Source organism: Streptomyces sp. AMJ-169, assembly GCF_055597585.1.
In genome coordinates this window covers 239318-254928 of the sequence record NZ_JBVLTJ010000003.1, presented here as the reverse complement: position 1 = coordinate 254928, position 15611 = coordinate 239318, and the positions used below count along the sequence as shown (strand labels likewise).

The following is a 15611-nucleotide window of genomic DNA, read 5'->3' as shown; positions in this document are numbered from 1 at the left end:
CGTTAGGAGTTCTAAGAGCCCGCTAAGTCCGCGCAGCCTTCGCCCGCCGCCACGCCACGAACAGCACCCCCACCGCCCGCCGCGCCGACGGACTCGCCGACCCCTCCAGCAGCCCGGCACCCCGCGCCAACGCCGCGTCGGCGGTGAGGAGTTCGATGTCGACGAGGGCGCCCAGCAGCGGCCGGAAAGGAGCGGGCGCCAGCCCCGGCAACTCCCTGGCCCGCGCCAAGTCGGCCCGCGCCAAGCCGACTTGATGGTCCACCAACTCCCGCACGGACGACGAACGTTGACCGTCCATCAGATCGTCCTCGGTGAGCGAGAACCGCTTCAGCGTCTCCGCCGGGACGCCCAGCCTTCCCTCCCGCAGATCCTCCGCGAGGTCGTTGACGAAGTCCAGGCGCTGGCTGCCGTCGATGAAGGTGCGGCAGGCCGCCCGGAACTCCCCGTCGTCGTCCTCGGGGCTCACCAGCGAGGCGATCAGCAGGAAGGCGGGCAGCGTGTAGGCGTCGACGTAGGTCTGGTAGTCGGCCTCGGTGGCGAAGCCCGTGAAGTGCAACTCGGCGGTGGCGGTGGCCAGATACTCCTCCACCGCCCCCCGCAGCCGGGGCCGGGCGGCGACGGTGTGCGCCAGCGCGCGCAGCAGCGGATCGTCGCCCGCCCCGCCGGCCAGCACCTCCCGCACCCGCCGCTCCCAGCGCTCCCAGGCGGCGGCCCGCTCCGGCTTCGGCCCGGTGTCCAGCAGATTGTCGCCGTGGTGCATGAACGCGGTCGCCGCGAGGGCGTGCGGCAGCGTCGCGGGCGGCAGCAGCAGCCGGGTCGCGAGGTACGCGGTACGCCGGTACCGCGCGACCACCTGCCGCTGCGCGCCGTAGTCGCTCCGCAGTCCCGGCTCACGGACGCCGGCCGCGTCCAGACTTCGATCCCATGCGCTCACGTGCCGATCGTAGTGGCCGCGCGGAAGAGGCCTGACGTCACCGGGCCGCCTGGATGAGGCGGTCCAAGGTCCGGGCGTCGCCGAGCAGCAGCTCGTCGAACTCCCGCGAACCGCTACGGACCGCCCCCAGTACCCGGTCGAGAAAGACCCGCATACTGTCGGCCCCCGGCACGCAACGGACGTGCTGCACCTGGCCGTTGTCCACCCGCACCTCCGGCTCCAGCTCCGGCGGCGCCGAGAAGGGCCGTTCCACATGGGCGACTTCGTGCCGGCCCAGCAACTGGAGTGTGTTCTGGTAGGTGTTGGTGAACCCGAAGTGGCCGACGGCGGTCCGGCCGCCGGGGTAGCGGACCAGCGCGCTGTAGGAGAGATCGAGCCCGCCCGGCGTGCGGTCGCCGACCATCACGCTCACCTCGTCCGGTTCGAGACCCCACAACACCCGGCCCAGCGAGGCGAGATAGGGCCCGGTGTCGAGCAGCGCGCCCCCGCCGCGCGCCGGGTCGTGGCGGAAGTCGGCCGCGGGGACCGGCGGGGTGAAGACGGCGACGGCCTTGTCCGCGTCCGCCGCGAACTCCCTGACCACGGCGAACATGGGGTGGAAGGCGTAGCAGGTCGCCTCCGCGAGGACGAGACCGGAACGCCGGGCCAGCGCGACCGACTCCACGGCCGTACCGGCGTCCAGGAACGCCGGTTTGTCGACGACCACGTGCCAGCCCCGCTCCAGCGCGTACCGCACGGCGTCGGCGTGCTCGGCGTTGACGAGGGAGACGTAGGCCAGGCCCGGCGCCGCCGCCGTCAGGGCCTCGCGCCAATCGGCGTACAGCTTGCGGGACTTGGGGGTGTCGACCGAGGTGGCGTGGCGGCTGGCGACGTCCACGGCGGTGAACTCCGGCAGCGCGGCGGCGGCCGGCAGCACCCGGCGGCGGGCGAAGCGGGAGAGTCCGATCAGCAGTAGTTCCACAGCTCCTCGTTCCTGACGCGCACGCGGGTCCTGATGCTCACGTGCCGTAAATCCGTTGTGCCACCGCCGACTTGGCGTCCCGCAGCGCCGCCAGCCGCCCGGCGTCGTACCCGCCGCAGGCCGGGCGCCCGGGTGTCCCGGACCGCTCGTGCAGCCGCCAGGAGGAGCCCGCGTCGATCAGCGAGCGGTGCTTGGTGCCGTAGTAGTCGGCCCGCACCGCCAGCGCGATGCCGGAGGCGCCGGCCGCCGCCGCGACCAGGTGGGGGTGGAACCGGGTGCTGATCCAGGTCTGGCCGGGGCGTACGGGCAGGCCGTGGGCGAGGACGTCGGCGAGGCCGTAGCGGCGGGCGCCCGGCAGCAGCCGGCCGGCGGCGGCGAGCACGTCGCGGTCGTGCTCGGGGGAGCACTCCAGCAGGCCCACGTCCGTCACCCGCCACGCGCGCAGCACCTCCGCCACGAACCGCACCGTCCCCTCGGCGGCGGCCGGGCTCTCGGCGGCCAGCGACTGCACGCTCACCATGACCTCCGGCGCCTCCCCGCCCGCCCGCAGCAGATGCGGGCCGAGCCCGAGGAACAGGTCGTCGCAGTGGCCGGGGGAGGGGGCGAGGCCCGCGAACCGGGCGGAGGGGGCGTCGCGTACGTCGACGACGTCGAAGCGGCCGATCAGTTCCCGGGTCACCCCGGCGGTGTCGGCCGGCGGCCACAGCCCCTGCCCGCTCATCGCAGTCCGCGCGCCGCCCGCCGCCGTGATCCCGGCGAGCAGACCGGCGAAGTACGGCCAGAGCGCGTTGAGGAAACCGCCGCCCAGTAGATGGACGACGCGTGCGCCGGCGAGGTCCGCGATGCCGTCCGCGAGCTCCGGCACGAGCCCCGGTTCGCGCACCGCGCGCTCCACCCACGGGCAGATCACCGCCGGATCGCTCTCCGGCCAGCGGCGCAGGCACAGTTGCCACAGGACGTTGGTGAAGCGGGCGCGGGGGTGGAGCCCGGTGAGGTGCGCGGCGGCGACTTCGGGGGAGAGGCAGTCGACGATCACGTCCACCTCGGGGGCGGCCTCGGAGAGGTGGCGCAGCCAGGCGCCGGCGATGAGTTCGTCACCGTAGTTGGGGATGCCGGCGGGGCAGACGAGGTAGTGGGGGCCGGTCATCGGGGGTCACCCGGGCCGGGGCGTGCGCCGCCGCCCGAAGACAGTTCCGCGCCGCTCGCCCCCGGCCACCCGCCGCCACCCCGATGCGCCCCCGTCAACTCCTCCAACCGCCCCACCACACCCCCCGGCGCAGGATCGGCCATCGTGTCGGCGTACAGCCTCCCCGCCCCGGCCCGGAACCTGGGCTCCGTCAGCACCCGCGCCAGCGCCGCGCCCACCTCCGCGCCGGTGAGCCCGGCCAGGTCGAGGGCGAGCCCGGCGCCGTAGCGCGCGACCTGGCGGGCGGTCGCCGTCTCGTCCCACAGCGGCTGCGGGACGACGATCTGCGGCACCCGGTAGGCGGCGGCCGTGGCGAACGTCCCCCGGCCGCCCTGGTGGACGATCGCCGCGCAGGACGGCAGGAGCCGGCCGAACGGCACATAGCCGACGGCCCGCACATTGTCCGGCAACGGCCCGCCGAGCGCCGCCAGTTGCTCCTCCGCCAGCGTGACCAGCAGCTCCACGTCCAGCCCGCCCGCCGCGTCGAGGAAGCCGCGCAGCGGGAACGCCGAGCCCTGGGAGTGGATCTCGTCCCGGGTCATGCCGAGGGTCAGCACGGCCCGGGGGCGGGTGGGCAACTCGGGCGGCCCGGACGGGAGTTCGGCCGACCCGCCGTAGGGGATACGGCGGACCGGCACGGTCGTCCCGTGCGGCCGGTACGGGTGCGGCCGGCCCAGGTCGACCGACCAGTCCCCGAGCAGGGTCGCCGCGCTGGGCTCCAGGCCGTACGGGTCGAGCAGGGGCCGCAGCCAGCCGGCGCACGGATCGTCCCCGGCCGGGGTCAGCAGCCGGGCCCGGAGCATACCGATCAGGTCCCTCCCCCACACGATCCGCGCGTGCGCGGCGCCGCAGACCCGGGCCGCCACCGGGGCGGGGAACATGAGCATGTCCCACAGCACGAGATCGGGCCGCCAGGACCCGGTGAACGCGACCAACTTCCGCAGCAGACAAGCCTGTCGGCCGAGCGCGGTGTCGGGCGCGTACACCTCCGCGCACAGGTAGCGGATCGCCGCGCGGAAGCGGTTCCACTGCTCCTCGTCCGCGGTGTCCGCGTCCAGCGCGAGGAAGTCGGACTGGTTGTGCGCCCCCGGCCGCACCGGCGAGACGTCGCCCGCCCCGCCCAGCGGCACCGCGTCCAGGCCCGCCGCCCTGATGTGCCGCGTCGCCTCCCGCTCCGGCCCCCAGTCCCCGGTCACCACCACCTCGTGCCCGGCGCTGCGCAGCGCCCAGGCGAGCGGGACCACCGCGTTGAGGTGCGCTCTCACCGGCAGGACGGCGAAGACGACGCGCATCCGGGACTCCGTTCGCGAGGCGTGCGGGCTGTCGTCACTCTTCCCAGGGCCGCCGCCGATCGTGCGTCCGTTAGCTCGATCGAGTTCAAAGTCCGCCGCGCCGGAGTCCCGGGGCCGTGGACGGAGAACATGGGACGACGGCGGTTCGGGTGGAGACGGCGAAAGGACCGGGGCCATGACTGCACCCAGGAGACACACGGCGAGGCGCCTCACGGTCATCGGCGCCGGCTTCCTCGGCGGCGCCCTCGCCCTCGGTGCCGCGCACCGGGGCTGGGGCGTCACCGTGATCGGCCGCTCCGACCCCTTCCGGCTGCGCGAGCGGCCCGGCCTCCGGCTCGTCCTCGGCGCCGGAGCGGCCGAACTCCCGGGCGTGCTACGGGAAGACGGCCAGGACGCCGTCGTCATCGCCGCCGGCGGACGCTTCCCCGTCCCCTCGGCGGACGAACCCGAAGCCGACGCCGTCGACACCCTCTCGCTCCTCATCAACGTCTGCGAGACGGTCCGCACGCTCGGCCCGGCCACCCGGATCGTGTTCCTCTCCTCGGCCGGCGGCGTCTACGCCCCGGGCCCCGGCCTGCGTACCGAGGCGGAACAGCCCGAGCCCACCTCCCCCTACGGCATGTCACGCCTGACCGCCGAGCACTACCTCGGCTTCTACCGCCGCGCCCACGGCCTGCGCTGCACCGCCCTGCGCTGCTCCAACGTCTACGGCCGGCTGCTCCCCGAGACCCGGGGCCAGGGGGTGGTCTCGGCGGCGTTCCGCTGCGCGCTCACCGGAAAACCCTTCACACTGCACGGCACCGGCGCCCAGCGCAGGGACTTCCTGCACGCCGACGACTTCGTCCGGGCCGCCCTCGACCTGCTCGCCCTCGGCGACTCGCTGCCCGGCACCGTCAACGTCGGTTCAGGCATGGGGTGTTCGATCGCGGAGGTCGTCGACCGGGTCGCCGCCGCCATGCGACGGCACATCCCCGTCACGGCCGGACCGAGCGCCGGGACCGACACCGGGAACCTGGTCGTGGACACGGCCCTGCTGCGCTCGCTCGTCGATTTCGCGCCGCTCGGCCCCGCCGCCGGCATCGAGCTGATGGCGGGCCGGCTGCGGGCGGGAGGCGACGGATGTCGGTCCTGATCACCGGCGGCCCGGACTTCCTCACCTCCGCGCACACCCCCGGCACCCCGCTGACCCCGGACCCGGAGGCCTTCCTCAAGGAACGCGCCGCCGCGTCCGCCTTCCACGTCGAGCAGGTCCCGCTGGACTCCCTCACCGACTGGCGCTACGACGACGTCATCGGCCACGCCTCGGGCCGCTTCTTCACCGTCGAAGGACTCGACGTCCGCACCGGCTTCGGGACGACACCCCACTGGTGCCAGCCCATCATCGTCCAGGCCGACATCGGCGTCCTCGGCATCCTGGTGAAGCGGATCGGCGGCGTCGCGCACTTCCTGATGCAGGCCAAGATGGAGCCCGGCAACAGCGCCCTGGTCCAGTACTCGGCGACCGTCCAGGCCACCCCCAGCAACTACGAGCGGGTGCACGGCGGCAGGTCGACGCCGTACCTCGGCTACTTCCTCGACCCCGGTCACCGCAGGGTCGTCTTCGACCAGCTGCTGTCCGAGCACTCCTCCTGGTACCTCTACAAACGCAACCGCAACATGATCGTCGAGATCCCCGAGGACGAAGAGGTGCCGGCCGGCGAGGAGTTCACCTGGCTGACGCTCGGCCAGCTGCGGCGGATGCTCGCGCTGGGCGACCGGGTCAACATGAACGCGCGGACCGTCCTGTCCGCGATCACCTACGCGCCCTCCGGCACCGACTGCGCGGGCTTCCACGCGGACGTCGTCCGCTCGCACCGGCGGCAGTCCTCCGACGTCGACCTCGCGGCGGCGATGAGCTGGCTCATCGACCAGAAGACCAGGTTCGGCCTCGACGTCAGGCGCACCGGCCTGCGCGAGATGACCGGCTGGACCTGCGACGGGTACAGCGTCCGGCACGACGAGGGCCGCTACTTCGAGATCGTCGGCCTGTCGGTGGCCGCCACCAGCCGCGAGGTCACCACCTGGACCCAGCCCATGCTGCGCCCCTGCCCCGGCAACACCGTCGCCCTCGTCGCCCAGCGCCACCAAGGCACCCTGCGCTTCCTGATCCAGGCGATGGCCCAGCCCGGCGCCACCGACCGGGTCGAACTGGCCGCGACGGTCCAGCTGACCCCGGGCAGCTACCGGGGCCCGCACGACCTGCCGCCGCTGGCCGCCCTGTTGGACCACGACCCGTCCTGGGCGGTCGTCGACGCCGTGCAGTCCGAGGACGGCGGCCGGTTCCAGCACGCCGACACCCGCCACCTCGTCGTCCGCCTCCCCGACGACCATCCCGTCGAGGCCCCGCCGCACTACCGCTGGATGACCCTCGGCCTCCTCAACCGCCTGATGCGGCTGGGCTATTACGTGAACGTCGAGACCCGCAGCCTGATGGCGTGCCTGCTGTGATCACGCGTACCTCACCAGCTCGCTCGCCCGGAACGCCGCGTCGTCGTGGATGCCGATGACATACCCGTCGAGGTCGCGGAAGTAGAACACCCGCTGGCCCACATGGTCGGTCAGCGGGCCCTTGATGACCTCGGTGTGCCGGGCCACCAGGGTGTGGAAGTCGTCGAAGTCGGTGACGGTCAGATACAGCATCCCGGCAAGACCGATGGGCGCGCCGGCGAGCGGGGGCAGCCACTCCTTGAGGTCGGCGTTGCTGTACAGGAGCCCGCAGAACTCGCCCCGGCGCAGCAGGAGATGGACGTCGTCGCCGGGCCGCGCGAGACCGGAGTCCACCTCGAAGCCCAACTTCTCGTAGAACGCGATGCTGGCGGCGGTGTCCCGGACGCTGATACACGTCGTGAACGGCATGACGACCTCCTGGTCACTGATCCACGGGCGCGGCCGGCCGCGCCCCTTACTCACCACCGCACCGGCAGTTCCGCGAGCCCGCCGGTCAGCGAGGTGCGGCGGGTCCGCAGCTCCGGTGCCCCCACGGCCAGGGCCAGCGTCGGGAACCGGGTCGCCAACTGGGTGAACACCGCCTCTAGTTCGAGCCGGGCCAGGGGCGCGCCCAGGCAGTAGCGGACGCCGTGCCCGAAGGTGACGTGCGCGCCGGCCTGGCGGGCGAGGTCGAGGCGGTGCGGGTCGGGGAAGACCCCGGGATCGTGGTTGGCGGCGGCGTTGCCCAGCAGCACCAGTTCACCGGCCCGCACGGTCACGCCGTCGATCTCCAGGTCCTCCCGCGCGTACCGGGGCACCCCGCCGCCCGTGCCCATCGTCGAGGCCCGCAGGATCTCGTCGACCGCCGGGCCGGCCAGCGAAGGGTCCGCCACCAGCGCCCGCCACTGCCGCGGGCTCGTCAGCAACAGCAGCGTGCCGAGGCTGAGATGGACGACCGTGGTCTCGTGCCCGGCGAACAGCAGCGCCATCGACAGACCGGCGATCTCGTCGTCCGGCACGCCCTCGGCCGCGCACAGCCCGGAGATCACGTCGTCGCCCGGCGCCTTCCGCTTGCGGGCGACCAACTCCCGTCCGTAGGCGAAGAGTTCACCCACCCCGCGCTGTGAGCGGGCGGGGTCGTCCAGGGCGCCCGCGTCGGCCGTCAGGGCGCGGAAGAGGCCGGCGTCCTCGTGCGGGACGCCGAGCAGTTCGCAGATCAGCAGGACCGGCAGCGGTTCGGCGACCGTCGCGTGCAGGTCCGCCGGCGGGCCCTGCGCGGCCAGCTCGTCCAGCAGCCGCGCGGTCAGGGCCTCCACGCGCGGGCGCAGGGCCCGCATCCGCGCCGGGGCGAAGTACGGGCGCAGCAGCGAGCGGATGCGCGCGTGGTCGGCGACCTCGGTGTCGTAGTTGCCCAGCACCGAGTCGAACAGGTTCTCCCCGGTGCGCGCCGCGCGCTCGGGCGCCGGGTGGGAGCGGCCGAGCCGGGCGTCGGCGAGCAGCCGGCGCACCCACGCGTGACCGGTGACCAGCCACGCCTCGTCGCCCAGCGCGGTCCGCACCCGGTGCACCGGGCCCCGCGACAGCAACTCGCCCAGCAGGGGCGGGATCCGCAGCGGGTCGGCCTGCTCGAACGGCAGCCGCGCCGCGGCGCTCAGCCCGTCGGCGGACGGCACGCGACGACCAGGAGACACCCGAGCAGCGCCGGGTCGATCAGGGACTGAGGGTCGAAGTAGCAGTTCGCCGCCGTGTCGTCCGACGCCAGCCGCAGCTCCCGCGCCCGCCGCGCGAGGAGTTCGAACGAGCGGGGCACGGTCTCGTCGGTGATGTCCAGCATCTCCACGAACCGCAGGCCCGACGCCCGCAGCAGCGCCGGATAGTCGTCGAGCCGCACACTCGTCGAACCCATCACCTCCCCCAGCGGATGCGCCTGCGCCGACGGACCCGGCCGGCGGAAGAAGTCGGTCAGCACGAGCCGCCCGCCCGGCCGCAGCACCCGCGCCACCTCGCCCAGCACCCGCCCCCGGTCCGGCATGTGCGGCATCGACTCGATCGCCAGAGCCGCGTCGAACGAGCCGTCCGGATACGGCAGTTGCATCGCGTCCGCCCGCTCGAAGGAGACCCGGTCCGCCAGCCCCGAGACCCGCGCCAGCTCCTGGGCGCGCACGACCTGTTCCGCGCTGACGGAGACACCCGCCACCCCGGCCCCCGTCCGCCGGGCGATCCGCACCGCCGGGGCGCCCACCCCGCACCCGACGTCCAGCAGCCGCCCCCCGGCCCCGAGCCGCAGCCGCTCCGCCATCACGTCCGTGAGCCGGTCCGTCGCCTCCTCGTACGTCGCGGCGCTGTCCGGGCCGTCCCAGTACCCGAGGTGCGCGTTGTAGCCGGCCTCGCCCGTGAGACCGGCGGCCAGCACCGTCATGCGGTCGTACATCCGCCCGACCTCCTCGGCCACGGGCATCGCGTCCGCCATCTGTCCTCCTCGGATCAGCGTGTCGATAAGGAGCACTGCACCCGGGCCCGCCGGCCGAAACGCCCGCCGCCGCGAGAGGGACCGTTCGAGGGAATCCCCGGCGCCCCACGGATACTCCGCACGGCCCTGGGCACTGCAAGACCGACGAAAGGGGCCCGGATGTCCACCGAACCCGCCGCCTACCCCTTCAACGAAGGGCCAGGACTCGACCTGTCCGGCCGCTACCAACAGGCCCTGAAGGACGAGGAGTTGACGCGGGTCCGGCTGCAGTACGGAGACCCCGCCTGGCTCGTCACCCGGTACGCCGACGCCCGCGACGTCCTGGGCGACCCGAGGTTCAGCCGCGCCGCCTGCGCCGCCAACGACGAGCCGCGCGAGTCGCCGTCCCAGGTCGTGCGCGGCCTCAACGCCATGGACCCGCCGGACCACACGCGGCTGCGCAAACTGCTCGCCACCGCGTTCACCCTCCAGCGCATGGAAGCCATCCGCCCGCAGGTGCGCGCCCTCGCCGAAGGGCTGCTCGACGACATGGCCGCCGCCGGGCAGCCCGCCGACCTCGTCGAGTCCTTCGCGCTCCCGCTGCCCGTCGCCGTCATCTGCCGCCTCCTCGGCGTCCCCGAGGCCGACCACCCCCGCTTCCGGGCATGGACCGAACAGGCCGTCTCCAGCACGGTCAGCGCAGCCGAGGCCGAGGCCGGCAGCGCGGCGTTCCACCACTACATCGCCGGCCTCGTCGCCGAACGCCGCGCCCGCCCCGGCGACGACCTGATGACCGCCCTGATCGCCGCCCGCGACCACGAAGACCGGCTCTCCGAGGCCGAGTTGTTCGAACAGTGCGTGGGCCTGCTCATCGCCGGCCATGAGACGACGGCCACCTCCATCCCCAGTTTCCTGTCCGTCCTCTTCCGCCACCCCGACCAGCTGTGCCGGCTGCGGGACGACCCGGCGCTGATCCCGGCCGCCGTCGAGGAACTGCTGCGCTTCGTGCCCCTGCGCACCGGCGCCGTCGCCGCCCGCTGGGCCACCGAGGACGTCCGTGTCGGCGCGACCCTCGTACGCGAGGGCGATCCGGTGGTCGTGTCGGTGGGCGCCGCCAACCGCGACGGACGGCGCTTCCCGACACCCGGCGACCTCGACTTCGGCCGGGAGAGCAACCAGCACATGGCGTTCGGGCACGGCCCCCACTACTGCCCCGGAGCGGCGCTGGCCCGCGTGGAGCTGCAAGAGGCTCTGCGCGCGCTCTTGCAGCGGCTGCCGGGGCTCCGGCCGGCCGGGGACGTCGTATGGCGGACCGGGATGTCGCTGCGGGGGCCGCGGGCGATGCCCGTCGGGTGGTGAGTCAGGTGATACCCGGGGTCCGTTTCCTCAGGGACATCGGCAGGGACCTCGGTGTCGAGGACAGCCGGGGTGCCATGCGGGCGTGCGCGCCGGGGAGCGGGTCGAGCTGCCAGCGGGCCACGATCGAGGCCAGCGCCAGCGTCGCCTCGGTCAGCGCGAAGACCTCGCCGATGCACTTGCGGGCGCCGCTGCCGAACGGCGTGAACACCCCCCGCGCGAGCTGCCCGGCGTCCTCCTGCCAGCGGCCGGGGTCGAAGCGCTCGGGGTCGGGGAAGAGGTCCGCCCGGTGGTGCACGATGTGCGGGCTGTACACGAGGACCGAGCCGGCCGGGAGCCGGCGGCCCGCCAGCTCGGCGTCCTTCGTGGCGACCCGGGTGAACAGCCAGCCCGGCGGGTACAGGCGCAGCGTCTCCATGATGACCCGGCGGGTCAGCGGCAGCCGCGGGATGTCCGCGTGCTCGGCGATCCGCCCGCCGAGCACCGCGTCCACCTCCGCGTGCAGCTCCTCCCGCAGGGCCGGATGGCGGCCGAGCAGATACAGCGCCCAGGACAGCAGCGGGGCCGTGGTCTCGCTGCCGCCGAGGTAGAACGTGAAGACCTGGTCGTGGATCTCCGCCTCGGTCAGCCCCCGCCCGTCGTCGTCGCGCACGGCCAGCAGGATCGACAGCAGGTCCCCGTGGTCCACGCCCGCGCGCCGGTAGTCGGTGGTGAGCTGGGCGACGTACCGCCGCAGCCGCGCCCGGGAGCGGCCGAAGCGGCGGTTGCCCCGGGTCGGCAGCCGGTTCAGCAGCGGCCAGGGCAGCAGCATGCGGCGCATCATGCCGGTCATCACGTCGTGCATGCACAGCCGCAGCTCCGCGAACGTCTCGTCGTCCAGCTCGGCGGCGAACAGCGTGCGCGTCGCGAGGCTCGCGGTCAGCTCGTTGACCGTGGCCAGGATGTCGAGCTCGCTCCCCTCCGACCAGCCCTGGAGCATCGTGGTGATCTCCGCCGACATCACCTGCGCGTAGACGGGGAGGCGGTCGCGGTGGAACGCGGGCTGGAGCAGCCTGCGCTGGCGGCGGTGGTCGGCGTGCGGGCAGGTCGCCAGGCCGTTCCCGGCGACGGTCCGCACCAGCTCGAAGATCGCGCCGCCCTTGTCGTAGGTCCGGTCGTCCAGCAGCACCTGATGGACGAGGTCCGGGTCGCACAGGACGTGGAACGGCACCGGGCCGAGCTTGATCCGGACGAGGTCGCCGTGCGCGGACAGCGAGGCGAGGAAGTCGAGGGGCCGGCGGCCCAGGGAGAGGGCGTGGCCGAGGACCGGGAGGGCGCCGGGAGCCAGGGCGGCCTTCGCGGCGGTGAGGGGGGAGTCCTTCGCGACGGTGGTCATGCGTGGTCGCCGGCGGGACCGGAGTGCGGTGCGGTGCGCTTACGGGCCACCCAGCACCCCATGACGATCTTCCCCGCCCGGCAGCCGTCGCGCAGCGCCGGCATCGAGTCCGCCAGCAGCTTGTGGAAACCGTCCGCGAACTCGTACCCGGGGTCCGTGTCGGCCTCCCGCGCGGGCCAGTTGGGCCCGATGTCCCCGTGGTCGTCGTACCGGGACACCGACTCGACCTCGAACCCGGCGGCTTCCAAGTGGCCCTGGAGCGCGCCGAACGGGATGACGTGCGGGATGGCGAAGCCCTGGCACATCGGCTCGACCCAGCGGGTGTACTCCTGCTCGGAGAGGCCGTCGGCGCAGAACCAGTCGACGCCGACGAAACCGCCGCCGGGGCGCAGGACCTTCGCGATCTGCGCGTAGACGTGGTCCTTGTCGGGGGCGTAGCACAGGGCCTCGATCGAGAACACGCCGTCGAACCGGCCGGGTTCGAAGGGCAGCGCCATCGCGTCGGCCTCGACGAACGTCAACTGCCCGCCGATACCGCTGTCCTGGTGCAGCGAGCGGGCGACCCGCACCTGGTGGCCGCAGATGTTGACGCCGGTCACGTCGGCGCCCGTGTACCCGGCGATCGCCGCCGCCGGGCCGCCGATGCCGCAGCCGACGTCGAGCAGCTGGTCGCCCGCGCCGAACCGGCCCTCGTCGGCGAGCCAGTGCTGGAGCGCGCGCTGCGCCTCGTGCAGCTGCTGCCCCTCCGTGAACCAGGCGAGGTGGAAGGAGTCCGACCAGATGTCCCGGCAGACCTCGGTGACCTGTTCGTAGTAGCGGTCGACGACCCGCGCGTAGTGGTCCTCCCGGCCTGCGGGTGTCTTGACGAGTTCGAGGTACTCGGCGTTCTGCATGTGTGTCCTTTCAGCGGGCCGGGGTGAGGGTGAAGAAGCGCTGCTGCCACAGGGCGTGCAGCTCTTCCGGTTCGGTTCGGACGCCCGCGGCGCGGGCCAGTTCGCCCACGGTCCGCATCCCGTCCGCCCGCTCCAGCAGCGCGAACAGCTCCGGGGAGACGGCGGCGCGCGGGCCGGTGGCGTAGTCGAGGGCGATCTCATGGACGGTCCCGGGCGGGTCCGCGCGGGTGGTCCGCGTCAGCGTGGTGACGGGCCGCAGGGTGACGACGCAGCCGTCCAGGGCGTCGAGGAAGCCGGGGCGGCGGCGGACGACGAAGTCCTCGACGACCGCGCAGTCGAGACCGGTGGTGAGCAGACACGTCAGCACGTCCTCGACGCTCTGCACGATCGGCTCGGCGTTGTTGTTCATCGACGTGTTGAGCAGCACCGGCGTACCGGTCAGCGCGCCGAAGCGGCTGACGAGCTGATGCACCAGCGGGCTCGCCTCCGGGTCGACGACCTGGACCCGGGCCGTGCCGTCGACATGGGTGACCGCGCCCAGCCGCTCCTGGTGCTCGGGCCGCACCCGCACCACGAACGACATGAAGTCGTGGTGCGCGGTGGTGTCGGTGAGGTCGAAGTAGGTGCCGGCGGCCTCGGCCACCACCATGGGCGCGAACGGCCGGAAACTCTCCCGCTTCTTGATCATCGCGTTGATGCGGGTCCGGTTCTCCGCCGGCCTGGGGTCGGCGAGGATGCTGCGGTTGCCCAGCGCGCGCGGCCCGAACTCCGAGCGCCCCCGCGCCCATCCGACGACCGCGCCGCCGGCGAGCAGCCGCGCGGTCTCCTCGACGACGTCCGCCGGCCGCTCGAACTCCACCAGCGCCCCCCACGCCCGCAGCTTGTCCGCGACGGCCGTCGGACTGCCGAGCCCCGGCCCCAGACTCGCGCTGCGCAGCCGCTCCTTGAGCCGCACCGCCCCCGGCAGCGCCTCCTGCGCCAGCAGCGCCGCCCCCTCGGCGGTCCCGGCGTCATGGGAGGCGGGGTGCACGAACATCTCGGTGAACAGGCCCGAGCGCAGCACCGCCCCGTTGAGGCTGCAATTGTGGGCGACCCCGCCGCTGAACACGAGTTTGGTGTGCCCGGTGGACTGCCGCCAGTGCGCCAGCACATGCAGCACGATCCGCTCCAGCATCTCCTGGAGCCCGGCGGCGAAATCCTTGTGGCACTGCTCCAGCGGCCCCGAAGAGCGCCGGGGCGGCATTCCGTGGGCGAAGAAGAGATTGCTCACGTACTCGAACGCCAGCGCGTGCGGCGGGAATTCGTATTCCCCGTCCGGCGCCAGCGTGTACATCGAGTCGAACACCGGCCGGTAGACGGACGGATCACCGTACGGCGCGAGCCCCATCACTTTGTACTCGTCGCCGAACCGGAATCCCAGATGCCGGGTCGCGTTGAGATAGAGCAGTCCCAGCGACTTGTGCATCGCGAACCGGTGAACGGCCTCCAACTCCCCGCCGCCCGCGCTGAAAACGGTCCCGGAGGAATCCTCGCCCATGCCGTCGAGCACGACGACCAGCGCGTCCGACATACCCGAGCGGGCGAACCCGGAGACCGCGTGGGCGCGGTGGTGCGAGACGTAGAACAGTTTCTCGTCGGGAAGGTCCCAGCCCAGCTCCGCCTTGAACCGGTCCTTGATGAGCTGCCGGGAATAGCGCAGCTCGACGCCGGGGTGGTCGACGTAGAGACCGTTGAGCATCAGGTCCAGGTACCGCTCGGGGAAGTAGTAGCCAACTGCGTCGATGTCGGCGGGAGTTGCGCCGGCCAGGTCGAGGCAGGCGCGCAGGGCGCGGCCCGGGAATTTCGTGGTGTGTTTGATCCGGTTGAGGCGCTCTTCCTCGACCGCCGCGATCAGGACGCCGTCCCGGACGAGAGCGGCTGCCGCGTCATGGTAGAGGTACTCGCGCAGACCGGGAACGAGGTCGGAATTCTCCGGGGAGAAGTTTCCGTTCAATCCGATCGTCAGCATGTTCGACAACGTTAGTGGCGGTCTCCGGAACCCTGCAATCCGGGCAACGGGGAACACGGCAGCTGTACACGTTTGGCCGACCGGAGTGGCGGCGGAGTTCTGTGATGCGGCGGGGATTCCTGGGGTGATTCACGTGAAGGCGATGGGGAAGAGGTCTGGTTCTTTTGTGTTCCCCGGTATCCGGCGCGGCGGGCCGATAACCTGAAACGGGCTCGGCCCGGGGCGAGTTGGCCGGGAATCGACGGAGGGGAACCGACCATGCAGGTATTGCCGCACGTGGACTTCTTCGGACGCTGCGAGGAAGCCATCGAGTTCTACGGGAGCGCTCTCGGGGCGGAAGTGGAGAGCCTGACCCGCTACAGCGATCTGCCGGACCACCACGGAGTGCCCGACGAACTGGGCCACAAAATACTCATGGCCACCCTCAGGATCGGCGACGGGCGGCTGACCTGCGGGGACATGATCCTGGAGCCGTTCGCGTACTCGGGCTACTCCGTGATGCTCGTGATCGAGTCCGCCGACAAGGCCGAACACCTCGCGCAGCGGCTGTCCGTGGACGAGGGCGGCGTCCACTTCGACCTCCAGCACACCGCCAAGGGCGAGCAGGGCGCGGGCGTCTTCGACAAGTTCGGCGTGCGCTGGTACTTCCAGGTGCCGGCCGCCGACTGACCCCGCCCCCACCCGGGGCCGC

At 72.9% G+C, this 15611-nt stretch carries 14 protein-coding genes; 4 read left to right on the top strand and 10 right to left on the bottom strand.

Translation table 11 applies throughout. The features are described from left to right. Positions 1-22: 22 nt before the first annotated feature. From ACYUD3_RS09390 to ACYUD3_RS09375, 4 genes are read right to left on the bottom strand one after another with little or no spacing between them, the layout of a single operon-like run. Complete coding sequence (locus ACYUD3_RS09390; RefSeq protein ID WP_470966600.1) at positions 23-934, bottom strand: phytoene/squalene synthase family protein; 912 nt, start codon at positions 932-934, stop codon at positions 23-25. A 37-nt stretch (positions 935-971) separates the two neighbouring features. Continuing rightward, entirely contained in the window at positions 972-1895 is a 924-nt protein-coding gene (locus ACYUD3_RS09385; RefSeq protein ID WP_470966597.1) for a Gfo/Idh/MocA family protein, read from the bottom strand. A 37-nt stretch (positions 1896-1932) separates the two neighbouring features. Further along, positions 1933-3042 carry a polysaccharide pyruvyl transferase family protein gene (locus ACYUD3_RS09380; RefSeq protein WP_470966594.1) on the bottom strand — a complete coding sequence of 370 codons (1110 nt, stop codon included), beginning with the start codon at positions 3040-3042 and terminating at the stop codon, positions 1933-1935. Beyond that, positions 3039-4373: a nucleotide disphospho-sugar-binding domain-containing protein gene (locus ACYUD3_RS09375; RefSeq protein WP_470966590.1), complete on the bottom strand. Its 1335-nt coding sequence runs from the start codon at positions 4371-4373 to the stop codon at positions 3039-3041. Before ACYUD3_RS09375 ends, ACYUD3_RS09380 begins: the two co-directional genes overlap by 4 nt. A gap of 175 nt (positions 4374-4548) precedes the next feature. Between ACYUD3_RS09375 and ACYUD3_RS09370 the strand changes: the two genes are divergently transcribed. Then, positions 4549-5505: an NAD-dependent epimerase/dehydratase family protein gene (locus ACYUD3_RS09370; RefSeq protein ID WP_470966587.1), complete on the top strand. Its 957-nt coding sequence runs from the start codon at positions 4549-4551 to the stop codon at positions 5503-5505. Next, entirely contained in the window at positions 5493-6860 is a 1368-nt protein-coding gene (locus ACYUD3_RS09365; RefSeq protein ID WP_470966585.1) for an NDP-hexose 2,3-dehydratase family protein, read from the top strand. Before ACYUD3_RS09370 ends, ACYUD3_RS09365 begins: the two co-directional genes overlap by 13 nt. Here the strand turns inward: ACYUD3_RS09365 and ACYUD3_RS09360 are convergent, their stop codons facing one another. From ACYUD3_RS09360 to ACYUD3_RS09350, 3 genes are read right to left on the bottom strand one after another with little or no spacing between them, the layout of a single operon-like run. Further along, entirely contained in the window at positions 6861-7268 is a 408-nt protein-coding gene (locus ACYUD3_RS09360; RefSeq protein ID WP_470966582.1) for a VOC family protein, read from the bottom strand. Between the two features lie 50 nt (positions 7269-7318). Beyond that, the gene (locus ACYUD3_RS09355) at positions 7319-8512 is read right to left on the bottom strand and encodes a cytochrome P450 (RefSeq protein ID WP_470966579.1); all 1194 of its coding nucleotides are present in this window, start codon (positions 8510-8512) and stop codon (positions 7319-7321) included. Beyond that, the gene (locus ACYUD3_RS09350) at positions 8491-9309 is read right to left on the bottom strand and encodes a methyltransferase domain-containing protein (RefSeq protein WP_470966576.1); all 819 of its coding nucleotides are present in this window, start codon (positions 9307-9309) and stop codon (positions 8491-8493) included. Before ACYUD3_RS09350 ends, ACYUD3_RS09355 begins: the two co-directional genes overlap by 22 nt. 159 nt (positions 9310-9468) lie before the next feature. Here ACYUD3_RS09350 and ACYUD3_RS09345 point away from each other — a divergent pair, with 159 nt between their 5' ends. Further along, positions 9469-10647 (top strand): cytochrome P450, encoded by a 1179-nt coding sequence (locus tag ACYUD3_RS09345; protein ID WP_470966572.1) that lies wholly within the window; start codon positions 9469-9471, stop codon positions 10645-10647. Position 10648: 1 nt separating this feature from the next. On the opposite strand, the gene ACYUD3_RS09340 is transcribed toward ACYUD3_RS09345, so the two are convergent. From ACYUD3_RS09340 to ACYUD3_RS09330, 3 genes are read right to left on the bottom strand one after another with little or no spacing between them, the layout of a single operon-like run. Continuing rightward, a complete protein-coding gene (locus ACYUD3_RS09340; protein WP_470966569.1) occupies positions 10649-12019 on the bottom strand; it encodes a cytochrome P450 in 1371 nt (456 codons plus the stop codon). Beyond that, positions 12016-12912 carry an SAM-dependent methyltransferase gene (locus ACYUD3_RS09335; RefSeq protein ID WP_470966567.1) on the bottom strand — a complete coding sequence of 299 codons (897 nt, stop codon included), beginning with the start codon at positions 12910-12912 and terminating at the stop codon, positions 12016-12018. The genes ACYUD3_RS09340 and ACYUD3_RS09335 overlap by 4 nt, the downstream gene beginning before the upstream one ends. A 10-nt stretch (positions 12913-12922) precedes the next feature. Then, on the bottom strand, positions 12923-14920 hold the full coding sequence (locus ACYUD3_RS09330) for a carbamoyltransferase family protein (protein ID WP_470966565.1): 1998 nt from the start codon (positions 14918-14920) through the stop codon (positions 12923-12925). A 258-nt stretch (positions 14921-15178) separates the two neighbouring features. Here ACYUD3_RS09330 and ACYUD3_RS09325 point away from each other — a divergent pair, with 258 nt between their 5' ends. Further along, the gene (locus ACYUD3_RS09325; RefSeq protein ID WP_470966563.1) at positions 15179-15589 is read left to right on the top strand and encodes a VOC family protein; all 411 of its coding nucleotides are present in this window, start codon (positions 15179-15181) and stop codon (positions 15587-15589) included. Positions 15590-15611 lie beyond the last annotated feature (22 nt).

Coding starts and splice junctions, on each gene's coding strand:
- ACYUD3_RS09380 (WP_470966594.1), bottom strand. CDS start 3,042: ATGACCGGCCCCCACTACCTCGTCTGCCCCGCCGGCATCCCCAACTAC.
- ACYUD3_RS09375 (WP_470966590.1), bottom strand. CDS start 4,373: ATGCGCGTCGTCTTCGCCGTCCTGCCGGTGAGAGCGCACCTCAACGCG.
- ACYUD3_RS09370 (WP_470966587.1), top strand. CDS start 4,549: ATGACTGCACCCAGGAGACACACGGCGAGGCGCCTCACGGTCATCGGC.
- ACYUD3_RS09365 (WP_470966585.1), top strand. CDS start 5,493: ATGTCGGTCCTGATCACCGGCGGCCCGGACTTCCTCACCTCCGCGCAC.
- ACYUD3_RS09360 (WP_470966582.1), bottom strand. CDS start 7,268: ATGCCGTTCACGACGTGTATCAGCGTCCGGGACACCGCCGCCAGCATC.
- ACYUD3_RS09350 (WP_470966576.1), bottom strand. CDS start 9,309: ATGGCGGACGCGATGCCCGTGGCCGAGGAGGTCGGGCGGATGTACGAC.
- ACYUD3_RS09345 (WP_470966572.1), top strand. CDS start 9,469: ATGTCCACCGAACCCGCCGCCTACCCCTTCAACGAAGGGCCAGGACTC.
- ACYUD3_RS09340 (WP_470966569.1), bottom strand. CDS start 12,019: ATGACCACCGTCGCGAAGGACTCCCCCCTCACCGCCGCGAAGGCCGCC.
- ACYUD3_RS09335 (WP_470966567.1), bottom strand. CDS start 12,912: ATGCAGAACGCCGAGTACCTCGAACTCGTCAAGACACCCGCAGGCCGG.
- ACYUD3_RS09330 (WP_470966565.1), bottom strand. CDS start 14,920: ATGCTGACGATCGGATTGAACGGAAACTTCTCCCCGGAGAATTCCGAC.
- ACYUD3_RS09325 (WP_470966563.1), top strand. CDS start 15,179: ATGCAGGTATTGCCGCACGTGGACTTCTTCGGACGCTGCGAGGAAGCC.